Annotated in this window: 15 protein-coding genes; 9 read left to right on the forward strand and 6 right to left on the reverse strand. The window is 67.6% G+C overall.

Annotated elements, in window-relative coordinates:
* Positions 1–6 precede the first annotated feature (6 nt).
* Entirely contained in the window at positions 7–726 is a 720-nt protein-coding gene (locus JZ792_RS09015) for a hypothetical protein (RefSeq protein ID WP_216908748.1), read from the forward strand.
* A gap of 18 nt (positions 727–744) precedes the next feature.
* On the opposite strand, the gene JZ792_RS09020 is transcribed toward JZ792_RS09015, so the two are convergent.
* Complete coding sequence (locus JZ792_RS09020; RefSeq protein WP_216908750.1) at positions 745–1413, reverse strand: isochorismatase family protein; 669 nt, start codon at positions 1411–1413, stop codon at positions 745–747.
* Between the two features lie 158 nt (positions 1414–1571).
* On the opposite strand from JZ792_RS09020, the gene JZ792_RS09025 reads away from it, so the two are divergent.
* Positions 1572–1904, forward strand: a complete 333-nt coding sequence (locus JZ792_RS09025; RefSeq protein ID WP_216908752.1) for a histone-like nucleoid-structuring protein Lsr2 — start codon at positions 1572–1574, stop codon at positions 1902–1904.
* A 22-nt stretch (positions 1905–1926) separates the two neighbouring features.
* Here JZ792_RS09025 and JZ792_RS09030 read toward each other — a convergent pair whose 3' ends face one another.
* Positions 1927–3624, reverse strand: coding sequence for a SulP family inorganic anion transporter (locus JZ792_RS09030; RefSeq protein ID WP_216908754.1), 1698 nt, complete (start codon positions 3622–3624; stop codon positions 1927–1929).
* Positions 3625–3672: 48 nt separating this feature from the next.
* Positions 3673–4074 (reverse strand): DUF7144 family membrane protein, encoded by a 402-nt coding sequence (locus JZ792_RS09035; protein ID WP_216908756.1) that lies wholly within the window; start codon positions 4072–4074, stop codon positions 3673–3675.
* Between the two features lie 215 nt (positions 4075–4289).
* On the opposite strand from JZ792_RS09035, the gene JZ792_RS09040 reads away from it, so the two are divergent.
* Both JZ792_RS09040 and JZ792_RS09045 read left to right on the forward strand, forming a co-directional pair.
* Positions 4290–4841, forward strand: coding sequence for a DUF7144 family membrane protein (locus JZ792_RS09040; RefSeq protein WP_216908758.1), 552 nt, complete (start codon positions 4290–4292; stop codon positions 4839–4841).
* A gap of 82 nt (positions 4842–4923) precedes the next feature.
* Positions 4924–6798: an alkyl/aryl-sulfatase gene (locus JZ792_RS09045; RefSeq protein ID WP_438804308.1), complete on the forward strand. Its 1875-nt coding sequence runs from the start codon at positions 4924–4926 to the stop codon at positions 6796–6798.
* Between the two features lie 51 nt (positions 6799–6849).
* On the opposite strand, the gene JZ792_RS09050 is transcribed toward JZ792_RS09045, so the two are convergent.
* A complete protein-coding gene (locus tag JZ792_RS09050) occupies positions 6850–8640 on the reverse strand; it encodes an alpha/beta fold hydrolase (RefSeq protein WP_216908762.1) in 1791 nt (596 codons plus the stop codon).
* A 224-nt stretch (positions 8641–8864) separates the two neighbouring features.
* Entirely contained in the window at positions 8865–9593 is a 729-nt protein-coding gene (locus JZ792_RS09055) for a GNAT family N-acetyltransferase (RefSeq protein ID WP_216908764.1), read from the reverse strand.
* Between the two features lie 366 nt (positions 9594–9959).
* Between JZ792_RS09055 and JZ792_RS09060 the strand changes: the two genes are divergently transcribed.
* From JZ792_RS09060 to JZ792_RS09070, 3 genes are all read left to right on the forward strand, one after another.
* The gene (locus tag JZ792_RS09060) at positions 9960–11174 is read left to right on the forward strand and encodes an LLM class flavin-dependent oxidoreductase (protein WP_216908766.1); all 1215 of its coding nucleotides are present in this window, start codon (positions 9960–9962) and stop codon (positions 11172–11174) included.
* An 11-nt stretch (positions 11175–11185) separates the two neighbouring features.
* A complete protein-coding gene (locus tag JZ792_RS09065; protein ID WP_216908768.1) occupies positions 11186–12553 on the forward strand; it encodes an NtaA/DmoA family FMN-dependent monooxygenase in 1368 nt (455 codons plus the stop codon).
* A gap of 123 nt (positions 12554–12676) precedes the next feature.
* Positions 12677–13585, forward strand: a complete 909-nt coding sequence (locus JZ792_RS09070) for an alpha/beta fold hydrolase (RefSeq protein WP_216908770.1) — start codon at positions 12677–12679, stop codon at positions 13583–13585.
* Positions 13586–13620: 35 nt separating this feature from the next.
* On the opposite strand, the gene JZ792_RS09075 is transcribed toward JZ792_RS09070, so the two are convergent.
* Positions 13621–14481 carry a DUF1206 domain-containing protein gene (locus JZ792_RS09075; RefSeq protein ID WP_216908772.1) on the reverse strand — a complete coding sequence of 287 codons (861 nt, stop codon included), beginning with the start codon at positions 14479–14481 and terminating at the stop codon, positions 13621–13623.
* A gap of 286 nt (positions 14482–14767) precedes the next feature.
* On the opposite strand from JZ792_RS09075, the gene JZ792_RS09080 reads away from it, so the two are divergent.
* Positions 14768–15205 (forward strand): Fur family transcriptional regulator, encoded by a 438-nt coding sequence (locus JZ792_RS09080; protein ID WP_216908774.1) that lies wholly within the window; start codon positions 14768–14770, stop codon positions 15203–15205.
* Positions 15206–15243: 38 nt separating this feature from the next.
* A complete protein-coding gene (gene katG / locus JZ792_RS09085; RefSeq protein ID WP_216908776.1) occupies positions 15244–17472 on the forward strand; it encodes a catalase/peroxidase HPI in 2229 nt (742 codons plus the stop codon).
* The last annotated feature ends 52 nt before the right edge of the window (positions 17473–17524 follow it).

Genomic DNA, 17524 nt, shown 5'->3' on the forward strand with positions numbered 1-17524 from the left:
CGGCTCATGACAACCACGAACGAACTCCTGCCGACACCGACCACCACCGACGACCGGGCGCGCACGGGCAGCCCGTCCGGCGAAACTGTACTGCGAATGTGCGGCGGCGCGTTGACCATCGGCGGCGCACTGTGCGTCGCGGGCGGCACCCTGCATCCGATCGTCGCGGGTAAGGGCCATTCCGTCGAGGCGTTGACCAGTCCGGGAACGCCGATCGCGCAGACCCTGCTCGGACTCGGGACCGTGCTGCTCGTGCTCGGCCTGCCCGGTATGTACGCGTGGCTGCGGCCTCGACTCGGCCCGGCCGGTTTCCTCGGCACACTCACCTATCTGGTCGGCAATATCGTCACCGCCACCGGACACCTGACCGTCGAATTGTTCGTCGCCTACCCGTTCGCGTCGGATCCGGACACCGCGCATCTGATCGCCGACAACGACAACATGATCGACTCGACCGCGTTCATGCTGTTCAACACCGTCGGCGGACTGGTGATGCTGGCCGGAATGGGTCTGCTCGGCGCGACCCTGCTGCGCAATCGCGCGGTGCCACGCTGGATCGCGGTGCTGACCCTGCTCGGCATGGTCGGCTTCTTCCTGCCGATTCCCGCGACGGCCGGACTGTCCGGGTTCATCTACGAAGCGCCGCGCGGTATCGCCGTGGCCGCACTCGGTGTCCTGATGATGCGCAGACCGCGCGGCTTGCGCCGGTGGGCCGCGCGTCCGTGACAACCGTGACAGCCGTTCTCATCCCGTGCCGGTGAGAACGGCGTCGGCTCGCGGGCCGAGACCGCCGAGGTAGTCCACCGTGCGATCCAGTGCCCACACCTCGCCGATCTTGTGCGCGATATCGAACAGGTTCGCCTCGTGCACGCGACGGTCCCGATCACCGACCGCGTCTTCGACCACGATGGGCACGAATCCGTGCTGCAACGCGTCCAACGCGGTCGCGCGGACGCATCCGCTGGTGGACAGCCCCGCGATCACCGCCGTGTCGACGCGCTGGGCGGTGAGATAGGAATGCAGGGTGGTGCCGAAGAACGCGCTCGGATAGCTCTTGGTCACCCGGAATTCGTCCGCGTTCGGGGCCAGTCCCTCGATGAAATCGGCGAACGGACTGCCCTCGCAGAACGCGACGAGACCACCGGACTTGCGGAAGAAATGGCCCGCGTCGGCGCCGTCGGCGCGCAACCGGACCTCGGTGACCACGACCGGGATTCCGGCCCGTCGCGCGGCGGCGAGCAGGGCGCGCATCGCACGGACCGGCTCGTCGACCCCGGCGTAGAGCGAGCAGCCGGGATCGACGTAGGCGCGGGCGGGGTCGACGAGAATCAACGCGGGCCTCGTGCCCGGGGTGAGTTCGCCGCCGAATCCGGCGGTGGCGTAGTCGGCGGCGAGGTCGTCGGGAACCGGCATGGCGGATCACTCCTCTCGGATATGCGATGACCTCGAAGGTATGCACGGCATGTTTCCCCCCGGAACCGATCGGGTAACGGACGCTCCGCAGGAGCGAAGTCGGCATTCGGGCTACGATGACGTCTCATCGTTCGGGTCGATCGTCGAAGGAATATGGAATGGCGCGCAAGGTCACCGTTGAGCTGGTCGACGATTACGACGGCAAATCCGAGGCTCAGGAGACCGTGCGTTTCGCCGTGGACGGCGTGGACTACGAGATGGACCTGTCGGTACTCAACGGCGCGCGACTACGCGGCATCTTCGAACAGTGGACGCCCCACGCCCGCAAGGCGGGCCGGGTGCCGCGCGGCGAGAGCGGCTCCGGGCAGGCCACCGATCGCGAGCAGGCCCAGACCATTCGCGAGTGGGCGCGAAGCAACGGCATGGAGGTCTCGAGCCGTGGCCGGATCTCGGCGGAGGTCGTCGAGGCCTACCAGAAGTCGAACGCGTAACCGGGTCGTCGTCGCGGGCGGCTCAGCCGTCGGAGGAGGCCGGGGTTTCCGGTAGGTCGGCGACGGCGTCGGTGACGGTCGCGAAGACCGTGATCGCCATGTCGTGCGGGATCGCGGTCCCCAACTCGTCGCCGAACTGGCCGATGTAGCGGGCGATGCGGAAGTCGATCCTGCGGCGACCGAGACTGTCGCGAAGGTCGGAGAGCATCATCGCGGCGGTCACGTCGATGGTCGGCGAGGTCTCGGCATCGAGCACGACCAATCGTGTCCGGTCGGTGCACAGCTGTTCGACGCGGTCGCGGACGTAGTCGGCGTTGGCGAAGTACAGACCCGACTCCACCCGCACTACCAGCAGGTCCGGGCGCTGGGGCAGGTCGGGATGACGGTCGGCGTCCAGCCACAGGGTGCCGCTGCGGACCACGGGCACGATATGCGGCCGGGAACTGCGGTAGACGAGCAGCAGGATCGAGATCCCGATGCCGATCAACAGACCTGGCAGCGTGTCGAATACGAGGACGCCGATCATGGCCGCCGCCGCGGCGGTGAAATCGGTTCGGGCCGCCTTGCCGTAGATCCCGCCGAGTCGCACCGTCCACACCCGGTACAGCCGTCGCAGCGCGGGGAAATCGACCAGCTCGATCACCGCGGCGATCACCACACCGGCCAGTGTCGCCTCGGGCAGTTTCTCGAACAGGCCGGTGAGGAACAGCAGGGTCAATACCGTGAGTCCGGCCACCACCAGGCCGCTGACCTGTGTCTTGGCACCGGCGGAACCGTTGACCGCGGTTTTGGACAGGCTGCCGTTGACGACCATGCCCGAGGCGAGTCCCGCGCCGAGATTCGCCGCGCCGAGCCCGACGAGTTCCCGGTTGGGGTCGACCTGGTAACCCTGTTTGGCGGCATAGGTTTTCGCGGCTCCCAGGCCCTCGGCGAAACCGATCAGCAGCACCCCCGCCGCGGGCCCGAGCAGATCGAGGTAATCGCCGAAGGCCACGCCGTCGGGCAATCCGACCGAGGGCAGTCCGGCATCGATGTGGCCGACGATGTCGACGCCTCGGTCGTCCAGACCGAAAACCGATGCCGCCGCGATGCCGAGCAGCACCGCGAGCAGCGATCCCGGTATCAGCGGCAGCCAACGTTTCAGGCCGACGACCACGGCGAGACTCAGGAATCCGACGAGGGCGGTCTGCCAGTGCAGGTCGCCGAGCCCCGTCAGCACCCCCCACAGCTGGTCGAAGAAATCACCGGCGGTCTTGTCGATGCCGAGCAGTTTCGGCACCTGGCCGATGATGATGGTCAGCGCCAGTCCGACGATGAAACCCTTGAGGACCGGTTCGGAGATGAAGGCGGCGACGAAACCCAATCGGATCGCGCCCGCCACCAGACCGAGCAGACCGGTGGCGATGGCCAGTCCGGCCGAAAGGGCGATGTAGCGCCCGCCGTCGGCCCCGGCGATCGGGGTGATGATGGCGGCCGACAGCGCGGCGGTCGCCGACATCGGACCGACCACGAGGTGTCGTGAACTGCCCGCGAGCGCGTAGAGCACCAGCGACGGGATCGCGGCGTAGAGACCGACGACCGGCGGCACCCCGGCGATCGAGGCGTAGGCGAGACCTTCGGGCACGAGGACGGCCCATACCGTCAGGCCCGCGAGAATATCGGGGCGCAGCCACTGCCTGCGGTATCCGGCGAGCGATTCGAACACCGTCCAGCGTGCCATCCTCACACCGCCCGTTCGCTGAGTCCGTCACCGATACCGCACGTCACCTCAGCGCTGGGGACGCCAGGTGACCACGGCCCAGATGACGACGACGTCGAGCACGATGAGCAGCACCGACCACAGCGGGTAGTAGGGCAGCCACAGGAAGTTGGCCAGGATCGACAGCGACGCGAATCCGATCGCCGCGCCGCGTCCCCAGGCGGTGCCCGTGACCAGCGCCAACGCGCAGACGATGATGAGCGCGCCGAGCACGATGTGGATCCATCCCCACGTGGTGAGGTCGAATTCGTAGATGTAGTCGATGCCCGTGACGAACACCTCGTCCTCGGCGACGGCCGAAATACCTTGCAGCAGTGACACGATGCCGAGCACCATCAGCAGGATCGCGGCGCCGATGGAGGTACCGGCGGCGAGGCCCTGCCGCACGTGGCGGTTGTCCGGTGCGGTCATCTCCGACTCCTTCCGAGCACGGGTTCGAGGGCGACTATGCCCGCGACGCACGCGCGGGCGCCTCACCCGCTCGGGGTGATCGATCGGTTTCGCCGCCGCCCCGGATCACGATCGTGGTGACCGCCGCGCGCACGTGCGACAACCGTGATCCGGGGCGGCGGTGCTCACCCGAATCGGATGAGGCGCCACGCGCGAGGAAGCCCGACGATGCCGTAATGGTCAACGAGAAACTGTGCCCGGGATGTATGAGCCCGGTGCGCTATTCGGGGATGAATTCGCCTCCGCGACAGCGAATTTACCGCGGCCACCACGCCATGCCGAGCACACCGCGCCCGTCCGTGGCCTCGGTGCCGCCGGTGACCTACGTCGAGGAGGCCGGGCTGTCCTCGCGGCAGGCGGCGGCCTCGGTCGCGGCCATCGCGTGGGCGGTGTTCCTGATCGCGGCGGGCACGATGTCGATCCTGCTCGGCGTGCTCTGCTTCGCGGGCGACCACGTGGTGCTCGCCGATATCGCCGCCGTCTACCGGCTCGGCGCGGGCGCGATGGGATGGATCCACCTCGGTCTCGGCGCCGCGCTGATCCTCTGCGGTGTCGGCTCGGTCGTCGGGCGCACCTGGGCGCGGATCGGCGCGGTGATCTGCGCGATGGCATCGATCGTCGCCGATTTCGCGTGGCTGCCGCACTATCCGGGCTGGGCGGCCGTGGTGATCACGGTGAAGGTGGCCGCCATCTGGGCCATGGCCGTGTGGCATCCGGCCGATATGTGAACCGCTCCTCGAATTCCACCGTCCGGCGTATCACCCATCGGGGGTGATACGCCGGACCCGCCGATTCCCTACCGTGGCCCACATCGCCGTATTCGTCCGCGAGAAGTCGACATATTCGGAAACGAGGAAATATATGAGCGCATCGCTGAACTTCGACGATACGACCGATTTCGACAACGCCACCCGTGGATTGATCGCGGCATTGGAACCGGCGGTGATCAAAGCCTCCGACGGCCGGGTGATCTGGGACGGACAGGCCTACGACTTCCTCGACGGCGAATGCCCCCCGACCGCGAATCCCAGCCTCTGGCGGCAGGGCCAATTGTGCAACAAACAGGGTCTGTTCGAGGTCGCCGAAGGTATCTATCAGGTGCGCAACCTGGATCTGTCGAATATGACGGTGATCGAGGGCGACAAGGGCGTCATCGTCATCGATCCGCTGATCTCCGCGGAGACGGCGGCCGCGGCGCTGGCCCTGTACCGGGAGAATCGCGGTGACCGGCCGGTGACCGGCGTCATCTACACCCACTCGCACGCCGACCATTTCGGCGGTGTCCGCGGTGTCATCCCACCGGGACACGCCGCGGTGCCGGTCCTCGCCCCCGAGGGATTCCTCGAACACGCCGTGAGCGAGAACGTCTACGCGGGTAACGCGATGACCCGGCGCGCGGTTTTCATGTACGGAGCCGGGCTGGGGAAGGGGCCCGACGGACAGATCGGCTGCGGTCTCGGCATGACCACCTCCCTGGGATCCGTCGGCCTGGTCCCGCCGACCGTGGACATCACCCATACCGAGCAGGAGGAAGTGATCGACGGGGTCCGCATCGTCTTCCAGTTGACCCCCGGCACCGAAGCGCCCGCCGAGATGAACTTCCTCTTCCCCGATCGCCGCGCGCTGTGCATGGCCGAGAACGCCACCCACAACATGCACAACATCGTCACGCTGCGCGGCGCGCTCGTGCGTGATTCACGCGTGTGGGCGGAGTATCTCGACGAGACGATCGGAATGTTCGCGGACAAGGCCGATGTCGCGTTCGCCTCGCACCACTGGCCGACCTGGGGGCGGGACAACTGGACGACATGGCTCGCCGGACAGCGCGACATGTACGCCTACATGCACGATCAGACGCTGCGCCTGACGAACAGGGGCCTGACGGGTTCGGAGATCGCCGAGGAACTCACCTTCCCGTCCGCGCTGGAGAATCTGTGGGCCAACCGCGGGTACTACGGATCGGCCAGCCACAACATCAAGGCCATCTATCAGCGCTACATGGGTTGGTTCGACGGCAATCCCGCGCATCTGTGGGAGCATCCCCCGGTTCCGCAGGCGCAGCGCTACGTCGCCGACTACGGCGGGATCGACGCCATCGTCGCCAAGGGCCGCGCCTACGCCGACGACGGTGATCTGCGGTTCGCCGCGACCCTGCTCAACCACGCGGTTTTCGCCGAACCCGGCAACGACGACGCCAAGCGCGCACTGGCCGATGTATACCAGCGCCTCGGCAGCGGGGCCGAGAACGGGACATGGCGGAACTTCTACCTGGTCGGCGCCCACGAACTGCGCAACGGCACGACACCGACCGATATCAACACCACCGGCCCCGAGATGATGGCGGCCCTGCCCGTCGACATGATCATCGATTCCCTCGCCGTCCGCATCGATGGTCCGCGCGCGGCCGATTCGCCGCTGACCATGGATTGGGATCTCGTCGACGAGGGCAAGGTCATCCGGCTCACCCTGTCCAACGGCGCGCTCACCCACCGCGCGCACACCACCGCGGCTCCGCTGCGGGGCGCGGCCGATCTGACGCTGCACCTCACCAAGGAGCAACTGCTCGAACTGCTGGTGGGCAAGGGACTCGACGGCATCGGCGTCGACGGTGATCCGGCGGTGCTGAAAACGCTGGTGGATCTGTTGGATACCCCCGACCCGCAGTTCCCGATCGTCGTTCCCTGACAACGAACGCACCGTGGCCCGGATCCTCGACGGATCCGGGCCACGAGCGTGTCAGCCGAGCGGAATCTCCACGAAACACGCGGCGCCGTCGAAAGATCCGACGGTGATCGTCGCGTCGAGGATGTTGTCGGTCGAGTAGTGCGGGTCCTTGCTGTCCACGACCACCATCAGGCGGTGGCCGGGAGATATGTCGTAGGCCGCGGCCTGCATTTCCCACACGGGGGTGGCGGGCAGCCCCGAGGAGACCGTCATCGGTTCGTGGGTGATCATCCGGCCCACGCCGTCGGCGTCGACGTCGAGCAGATAGGCGATCACCGTCGCCGCGGATTCGGTGCTGTCGATGCCGAGCCGAACCCTCGGGATTCCCCGGATGCGCCGGGAGGAGGCGAACGGTTCGGTCGACCACACCAGGGCGTGGCCGCGGTCGATCTCGTCGACCCGGTAGGGCTTCGGATTGCCCTCCCACTCCCGCTGCCCGGTGCTGAGAATCGCGTCCATGGCGACGATCTCGGGTTCCTTGCCCACCGAGAAACTGCGCCGCCACCCGGTGGTGTCGGCGGTGGCCTCGGGCAGCAGCGCGCCGTCACCGCTGCCGTGCGCACCGGTCAGGATCAGCGTCTCGGTATCGGTGGTGACCGCCGACCACGACCGCTTCTGTTCGCGGCGAGCCGGTTCGATGATGACGTGGTCGCCGTTGTCGCCCGCCGGAGTCGTCACGTAGGTGAACATGACCTGGTTGGTGACCTCCGGCCAGGTGTCGACGCCGTTGTCCTCGTCCATGAGGTAGTGGTCGAGCCAGGCGTAGGCCTCGCGCAGGGCCACGTTCGGGGTGAGGGAGGGCGCGATCAGGCCCGGGCCCTCCGGCACCGCGTGATCGCCGATCCACATGCTCAGATGCTTGGGTCCGGTCAGCTTCTGGAAGGTTCGCAGCATCTGATTCGGCGGGAAGAGGCCCTCGTGCCAGGTGTTGCAGAAGAAGGTCGGCACCGGACCCGCGCCGCCGACGTAGTTCTCCGGCGAGCGTTCCTCGCCCCATTCGACGACCGGATCCATATCGCCGCCCTCTTCGAACCTGGTGAGGATCTCGAGGGTGTCGGCGTCGAATTTGTCCGCACGGTCGCCACCGGTCAGATCGAGCAGCGCGGCGACGGTCCTGGTGTGACGGGTTCCGTTGTCGTAGAGGCTGGTCGCCAGATTGCCCCAGGTGCTCAACGCGACGACCGCGTCGACCCGGTCGTCCTCGGCGGCGACCAACTGGCTGATGCCCGAACCGTAGGACTCGCCGAAGAACGCGACCCTGCTCGGCGCGAGGGCCTCGATCGCGAAGTCGAGCACCTTGCGCCCGTCTTCGCGGTCGAGCGGACCCGCCACGTCGACGGTGCCCTCCGAGGTGCCGATCCACGGCTTGTTCGTCCCGGGGAAGGTGGTCCAGCCGATGCCGCGCGGGGTGTAGGCCACCACGTGGTAGCCCTTCAGCGCGAGGGTGAGATAGGCGTACTCGAACAGCGGCCAGCCCACCGGCGTCCACCCGGCGGGGATGACGACCAGCGGACACGGCCGAGTGGTGATCTGCTGCAACATGTGCGCCGAGAGCCCGACACCGTTCGCGCCGGGGACGCGGTGGAATGTCGGGACGACCATGTTCAGTGCCCGCTCGACGACATCGCCGAGTTCGTCGGGCACCCGCCCCTGGGCACTGCGCGCCCGGACCGCGTCGACCAGGGTCGCGGCCATCCGCACCGCCTCGGGCCGGACCGAACCGTCGGCGTCCCACATGCCGTGTTCGGAGATACGAGCGACCTGTTCGGCGGTGATTCCGATATGGGAATCCTCTTTTGCCAAAACTATCTCCTTCCGTGACGTGCCAGTGTTTTTATCAACGTGCGCCACGCGAAAGCCTGACACGGCTGAGAAAGGAGCGTCCGCTGTTTCGATCGTGGGCGTATAACGATCTCGAATGGCTTTCGCCGGAACAATTTCGATGATTCCGGAGAATTGCCGAACCGACTCGAATTACGGAAATCGGGGGATATGAAACCGACGGCGCGCGCGTGATCCGCGGTGGATCAATTCACGCCGGGCGCGGGCACCGGCGGCCGGACGATCGTCAGTTTCGCGCGGGCACGCACCTTGAATCCCAGGTTCTCGTACAGGCGTATCGCGGTGACATTCGAGGCGAGGGTGTGCAGGAACGGCCGCTCGCCACGTTCCCCGATGCCCGCGCCCACGGCACGGATCAGGCGCGAGGCGAAACCCCTGCCGCGGAATTCGGCGAGGGTGCACACAGCGCTGATCTCGGTCCAGCCCGGTGGGCGCAGTCGCTCCCCCGCCATCGCCACCAGCCTGCCGTCGATCCGCAGGCCCAGGTAAGCGCCCATCTCTATCGTCCGCGGGAAGAACGGACCCGGTTCGGTACGGGCGATCAATTCGAGCATCGCCGGAACGTCGTCGGCGGTGAGCACCTCGAGTTCAGGATCATGGGCTACGCGCAAAGCGGTGCCGTCCATCTGTAGCGAGTCGAGTTCCTGGAGGACGGTCCAATCCGACGGCAGTGCGTAGCTCTCGCCGCGCAGGCCCGCGGTGCCGTCCGGTCCGAGGAATCCGGCCAGATCGGCCCAGTCCTCAGCCTCGGGCACCGGCGGATGGGCGATGAATCCTGCGACCTGCGGGTCGTAGCGGATGATCCGGCCCGCTCGCTCGGCGAATCGGCGGTGCGCGCCGCGGAGCGAGGCCCCGACGGGATCGTCGAGCGGGTGCCCGGTGGTCTCGAGGTGGATGGTCCGCTCAGTGGTCACCGCACTCCTCCACGTCGTCGCCCGAACCTACGAAGCTAGTCGACCTCAGGAACACGGGGCACCGGTTGCGCTCATCGCGATCCGTAGCCGCGGCGAGCACCCATCTCGGGATGGCTACGATCCGATTCTGCTCGGGGACAACGTATTTCCCCGCGATCGACCTGATTTCAACGGTTGACAGCCTCGTCGACGAGAACCGCGCCGGTGTCTTCGTCCGACAAAAGGCCAGGCGGAACAGGTCGACGCGACGCGGCGGCGCGTGCGACGACGCCGACCGCCCGGCAGCGGCCGCGAGCGCGGATCCCGGGAGGCGCGGATTCGCGCGTTGAGTGACACAGCCTTCACGCAGCACAGAAACGGGAGACGATGGCACCGAACCCACTCCATATCGGCGTCGCGCTCGACGGAGCAGGCTGGCATCCGGCCGCCTGGCGAGCGCCGAACTCACGTCCCGCCGAATTGTTCGGTCCCGGCTACTGGACCGACCTGGTCACCACCGCCCAGCGCGGACTGCTCGACTTCGTGACCATCGAGGACACCCTGACGATTCCCGGGCCGCCGCACACTCCGGCCGACGACGCCGTCGACCGGGTGCGGGCCAGGATCGACGCCCACCTGATCGCGGCGCGCGTCGCCCCCGTCACGCGCCGGATCGGCCTGATACCGACGGTGACCACGACCCATACCGAACCGTTCCACGTCTCCAAGGCGCTGGCGACGCTCGACTACACCTCGCTCGGCCGAGCGGGCTGGCAGGTGCGGGTGTCGGGCACCGCGCAGGAGGCCGCGCATTTCGGGCGACGTACCGTGCCCGATCTCAGCGCCGCCGAACTGGGCGAAGCGCTGCGTTCCGGTGTCTATCCCGCCCACGTGCACGATCTGTTCGACGAAGCCGTGGACGCCGTCGAGGTGGTGCGCCGGCTGTGGGACAGCTGGGAGGACGACGCCGAGATCCGCGAGGTGTCGACCCGGCGCTTCATCGACCGCGACAAATTGCACTACATCGACTTCGAAGGCCGCTTCTTCAGCGTGCGCGGCCCCTCCATCACCCCGCGTCCGCCCCAGGGGCAGCCGGTGGTGACGGCGTTGGCCCATTCCCCGCTGGTCTACGAATTCGCCGCCCGCGTCGCGGATGTGGTGTTCGTGACCCCGGGGCGCGGGGCCGGCCCCGGTCCCGTCGTGGAACAGGTCGCGGCGGCCTCGGCACGGGCCGAACGCGGCGGCGAACCGCTGCGGGTCTACCCCGATCTCGTCGTCTTCCTCGACACCGACGACGGGTCGGGAGCGCAGCGCCTGGCACGTCTGGACGAACTCTCCGGAAGCGAATTCTCCTCCGATGCCGCGATTTTCACCGGAAGCGCGGACGATCTCGCCGACCTGCTGCTCGATTGGAGCGCACGGGGCGCCGACGGATTCCGGTTGCGTCCCGGCGTCGCCGTCGACGACCTGACCGCCATCGCCGACCGGCTCGTCCCCGCCCTCCAGCGGCGCGGCGCGTTCCGCGCCGACTACCCGGACGGGTCGCTGCGTTCGCTGCTCGGCCTGTCCGCCACCGCACCCAACCGTTACACGACTGTCTGAGCGAGGTCACCGTGAGCACCCCACGTAAGCAGGTCATCCTCGGCGCCTACCTCGGCGGCGTCAACCATCACACCGCCTGGTGGCATCCCGAGGCGGGCAGCCAGATCGATTTCAGCAGTTTCGAACACACCGCCAGGACCGCCGAACGCGGCAAATTCGATTTCTTCTTCCTGGCCGAGGGCCTCATCCTGCGCGAACGCGCGGGCGAGATCTTCGACCAGGACATCATCGGCAGGCCCGACACCTTCACCGTGCTGGCCTCGATCGCCGCCGTCACCGAACATCTGGGACTCGCGGGCACCATCAACGCCACTTTCAACGAGCCCTACGAGCTGGCGCGCCAGCTCGCGAGCCTGGATCACCTGTCCGGCGGGCGGGCCGCCTGGAACGTGGTGACCTCCTTCGACGCGTTCACCGGCCAGAACTTCCGTCGCGGCGGCTTCCTCGATCCGGCCGACCGCTACGTGCGCGCCGAGGAGACACTCGAGGCTGTTCGCGCCCTGTGGGATTCGTGGGACGCCGACGATATCGTCGCCGACAAGGAATCGGGCCGGTTCCTGGCCCGCGCCGATGCCGGGGCATTCGCCTTCCACGGCAACCAGTTCGACATCTCCGGCCGGTTCACGGTGCCGCGCAGTCCGCAGGGCAGGCCGGTGATCCTCCAGGCGGGCGTCTCGCCGCAGGGCCGCGATTTCGCCGCGGCCAACGCCGACGCCATCTTCTCCCCGTACGGCAAGCTGCCCGAGGCCGCGGACTTCTACCGCGACATCAAGGCGCGCGCCGTCGCCGCCGGACGCGCCGCCGACGACATCAAGATCCTGCCGTCGGCGAGTTTCGTCCTCGGCGACACCGAGGCCGACGCCGTCGAGAAATACCACGCCGTCCGCAACGAGCAGGTCACCGGCCGGACCGCGCTGATCCTGCTGGAGCAGATCTGGAATCGCGACCTGTCCGGCTACGACCCGGAGGGTCCGGTCCCCGATATCGACCCCGATCCCGAAGCCCCGCCGATCATCCGGGGTCGCGCCTTCGTACACCAGGACCGGTTCGCGACGGTCGAGCGACTGCGCCAGGTCGCCGAGACGAAGAAGCTGACCCTGCGCGAGGTGGTGATCGACCAGTTCGAGCGCGGTCCGCTGGTCGGCACCGCAGCCCAGGTGGCCGAGAAGATCGACGCGTTCGTCCAGAACGACGGTTCCGACGGTTTCATTCTCGGATCGCATCTGGTGCCCACCGGGTTGGACGAATTCGTCGACGAGGTGGTGCCGCTGCTCCAGGATCGCGGCGTCCTGCGCGCCGACTACGAGGGAACCACCCTGCGCGACAACCTGGGACTCCCCCGGGTCGGCTCGACGGTCAGCGTCTCGTCCGACGCCTGAGTTCGGCTGCGGCTCCGGGTATTCGGATTCCCCGATGGACGGAGCCGCGACCGTTCGGCCGTTGACCATACAGTTATCCGGACAGGTGTATACAGTCGGCCCGGGTGACACTAACCTGTGGACGTGACAGCAACGACGCCCACGCCGCGGCAGGCCGGGAAGCACCGGTTCACCGTCCACGAGACACCCGCGGGCGACACCTCGGCCTACGCCTTACTGCTCCACGGGTTCCCGCAGAGCGCGGCCTCGTGGACCGACGTGGCGCGACGGCTGGCGGCGGCGGGCATCGCGTCACTGGCCCCGGATCAACGGGGGTATTCGCCGACCGCGCGGCCGTCCGAGGTGGACGCCTACCGCCTCGGCGAATTGGTCGACGACGCGCTCGGGCTGTGCGCGACACTGCCCGCCGGGCGGGTGCACCTGGTCGGACACGACTGGGGCGCCATCGTGGCCTGGGCGGTCGCGGCCGAGCACCCCGAACTCGTCGCGTCGCTGACCGCGGTCTCGGTGCCGCATCCCGCGGCCTTCGCGTATTCGATGGAACACGACCCGCGACAACGCGAACTGTCGGGGTACATGACCTCGATAGACGACGGCAGTCTCGACGCGGAACTCCTGCTCGCCGATGGCGGGGCGGCATTACGGCTGGCTTTCGGCGACGCGGTGCCCGCCGCGCTCGCGGATCGGCATATCGCGGTGCTGTCGGAGCCGGGAGCGATGACCGCGGCGCTGAACTGGTATCGGGCGCGAGGCTCGGATTGGGCGAAGGTGCCCGCCGTCTCGGTCCCGACGACGTTCGTCTGGGGCGACGAGGACATGGCGGTCACCAGAGAAGCCGCGGCGAGGTGCGGCGACTTCCTCACCGGTGACTACGAATTCGTCCGGCTCGGCGGCATCGGGCACTGGATTCCGGAGCAGGCCGCCGAAGCGCTGGCGTCGGCGATCCTCTCGCGTATCGGTGGCGCTCACGGTGGGCCGACGACCCGAGAACAGGCGATCCCGACGAAACGAGGCGCGCCACCGGTTCGGTGACGCGCCATCGCTTCTGTCGTCGTGGAACAGAACACTCACATCTTCGCGTGCCGTGCCCTGACGAAGTTGTAGACGCCATAGGTGATGATGCCCAGGCCGGCGACGACGAGCAGGAAGACACCGTAGGGCTGCGCGCCCAGGGTTTTCAACGCCCCGTCGAGCCCCGAGGCCTTGTCCGGCTCCGCTCGGGTGGTGGCGACGATCACGAGCACACCGATGCCCGCGATCGCGGCGCCCTTCGCGATATATCCGACGGTGCCGAGTTTGCGCGTCACCGAGCCGACGCTACCGTCGAGATCCTTCACGAACCGCTGGGTGGCGCCCTTGTACAGGTAGTAGCCGCCGATCGCGATGATGGCCAAGGCGATGAGGACGAGGGCGATCGTGCCGGAGGTGCTCTGCATCATCCGGGCGGTGAGCCCGGAGTTCTGTTCGCCGCTGGATTTGCCGCTGCCACGTGCGAACGAGATCGCGGACACGGTGAAGACGAAGTACAGCACCGCCTCGCCGAACGCCTTGCCGCGGTGGAAGATCAGCGATTGCGTGCTGTCGGGACGAGGCTTGGACGAGCTGCCGACGACCGATTCGATCAGCCGCCACAGCCCGAGCGCCGCGAACGCGACCGCTCCCACCCACAGCACGACGCCGCCGCCCGGCTTCTCCGCGAGTTCGGCCATGGCGCCGGACTGGTCCGCGGAATTGCCCTCGCCGCCGAACGCGAGCCTGATGGCGATGTAGCCCACGAGAAGGTGGACGATCCCGGTCATGATGAACCCCGCGCGGGCGAAGCGTTCGAAGACGCTGTTGCGGGTCAACCGTCCGGCTGTCGCGGACACACCGCCTCGCGATGACGACGACGCCGACGACGGCGCCGTGGATGCTGTGATTCGACTCATATCGCTTTCCTCTGACAGGTAGCGGTGCCGGGTGGCACACCACACCACGTAGGGCTGCCGATGAGAGTGCGGTCTCTCCGCTCGCTCCGGTCCCATCGACGTGAACGATCGGCGAATACCCGGGAACCTCACCTCGAAACCCGAACAGGCACGCGGTGTTTCGATACGATCCGATCGGGCATCGCCCCGATGGATGAACCGGCGAGGACCGGGTATTCCCTCTCTCCGAAAAATCGAATCGGACAAACTCTTGACTCATTCCAGAAAAGCGAGTCATAGTGTCAGGGTGTCCACGACGCCGGATTACCCAGAGCAGTTGCGAGCGGCTGCCCTGCGTGTGACCCAGCCCAGGATCGCCGTGCTGGATGCGGTACGCACGCACCCGCACGCGGATACGGACACGATCTACGGAGTCGTCCGCACGGCGCTGACCGGGGTGTCCCGGCAAGCCGTGTACGACGTGCTGCACGCCCTGACCGCCGCCGGACTCGTGCGACGGATCCAGCCGTCCGGCTCCTCGGCCCGCTACGAGTCGCGGGTCGGCGACAACCATCACCATCTCATCTGTCGTTCCTGCGGGCTCATCGTCGACGTCGACCGTGCCGTCGGCGACACCCCCTGCCTGAACGCCGCCGACGACAACGGCTTCGAGGGTTTCCAGCTCGACGAAGCCGAAGTCATCTACTGGGGCCTGTGCCCCGGCTGCACCACATCACGGATGTGATCACAGCCTGATCACACCCTTTTTCGGAAGGAATTGCCATGCCCGAGGAACATCCGCCGATAGCGGAAGCCAACACCGAGCCCGGCTGCCCGGTGATCTCCGGCCTGCGCGCGCACCCCACCGAGGGCGGCGGAAATCGCGACTGGTGGCCCAACCAGCTCAACCTCAAGATCTTGCAGAAGAATCCGGCCGTCGCGAATCCGATGGGCGCGGATTTCGACTACGCCGCCGCGTTCAAGACCCTCGATCTGGCCGCGGTGAAGCAGGACATCATCGATGTCATGACCACCTCGCAGCCGTGGTGGCCCGCCGACTACGGCCACTACGGCCCGCTGTTCATCCGGTTGGCCTGGCATGCGGCGGGCACCTACCGCATCAAGGACGGCAGGGGCGGCGCGGGCGCGGGCATGCAGCGGTTCGCACCGCTGAACAGCTGGCCGGACAACGCCAGCCTGGACAAGGCGCGGCGTCTGCTGTGGCCGGTCAAGAAGAAGTACGGCAGCAAGCTGTCGTGGGCCGACCTGTTCGTCTACTCGGGCAATGTCGCGCTCGAGGACATGGGTTTCACGACCTTCGGTTTCGGTGGCGGCCGGGTCGATCAGTGGGAGCCCGAGGAGGATGTCTACTGGGGTCCCGAGCACACCTGGCTCGGTGACGAACGCTACTCAGGCGACCGCGATCTCGAAGCCCCCCTCGCCGCGGTCCAGATGGGCCTGATCTACGTCAATCCCGAAGGGCCCAACGGTAATCCGGATCCGCTCGCCGCCGCGATCGATATCCGCGAGACGTTCCACCGGATGGCGATGAACGACGTCGAGACCGCCGCGCTGATCGCGGGCGGACACACCTTCGGCAAGACCCACGGCGCCGGTCCGGCCGACCTCGTCGGTCCCGAGCCCGAGGCCGCGCCGCTCGAGGAGCAGGGACTGGGCTGGCGCAGCAGTTTCGGCACCGGTGTCGGCAAGGACGCGATCACCAGCGGTCTGGAAGGCGCGTGGACGCCCACCCCGAAGGCCTGGGACAACAGTTTCATCGAAACGCTGTACGGCTACGAGTGGGAGAAGACCAAGAGCCCCGCGGGCGCGTGGCAGTGGATCCCCAAGGACGGCGCGGGAGCGGGCTCCGTGCCCGACGCCCACGATGCGACGAAGACCCACACGCCGGTCATGCTGACCACCGACCTCGCGTTGCGTTTCGACCCGATCTACGAACAGATCACCCGCCGGTGGCTCGACCATCCGCAGGAGTTCGCCGACGAGTTCGCCAAGGCCTGGTACAAGCTCACCCACCGCGATATGGGTCCGGTGGTGCGCTACCTCGGCCCGCTCGTCCCGCAGGAGACCCTGCTGTGGCAGGACCCGATCCCCGCGGTGAGTCACGATCTCGTCGGAGCCGATGACATCGCGACCCTCAAGAACCAGATCCTGTCCTCGGGTCTGACCGTCTCGCAACTGGTCTCGACCGCGTGGGCGGCGGCCTCGTCGTTCCGCGGCAGTGACAAGCGCGGCGGCGCGAACGGCGGCCGGATCCGGTTGCAGCCGCAGATCGGCTGGGAGGTCAACGAGCCCGACGAGCTCGCCCAGGTGATCCGCACGCTCGAGGGCGTCCAGGAGGCCTTCAACGCCGCGCAGTCGGGCGGCACCAGGATCTCCTTCGCCGACATCGTCGTGCTCGGTGGCGCGGCCGCGGTCGAGAAGGCCGCCGCGAGTGCGGGATTCGAGATCGAGGTACCGTTCACCCCGGGCCGCGCCGATGCCACCCAGGAGCAGACCGACGTGGAGTCGTTCTCCGCGCTCGAGCCGGTCGCCGACGGTTTCCGCAACTACCTCGGCAAGGGTAACCGGCTGCCCGCCGAATACCTGCTGGTCGACAAGGCGAACCTGCTCACCCTGAGCGGGCCCGAGCTGACGGTCCTGATCGGCGGCCTGCGGGTGCTCGGCGCGAACTACCAGCAGTCCACGCTGGGCGTTCTCACCGACACCCCGGAGACGTTGACCAACGACTTCTTCGTCAACCTGCTCGATCTCGACACCACGTGGTCGCCGGTCTCGGGCAGTTCCGAGGACGCCGAAACGTTCGAGGCCCGTGACGCCTCCGGCACGGTCAAGTGGACCGGCAGCCGGGCCGACCTGGTCTTCGGCTCCAACTCGCAACTGCGGGCGCTGGCCGAGGTCTACGCCACCGACGACGCGAAGGAGAAGTTCGTCCGCGACTTCGTCAGCGCGTGGGTGAAGGTCTCCGAACTCGACCGGTACGACCTGGCCTGATCCGACACACGACAACCCCGTGCGCGTGATGCGCACGGGGTTGTCGTGGTCT

The sequence above is a fragment of the Nocardia noduli genome, from assembly GCF_019038455.1.
Classification (GTDB): Bacteria; Actinomycetota; Actinomycetes; order Mycobacteriales; family Mycobacteriaceae; genus Nocardia; species Nocardia noduli.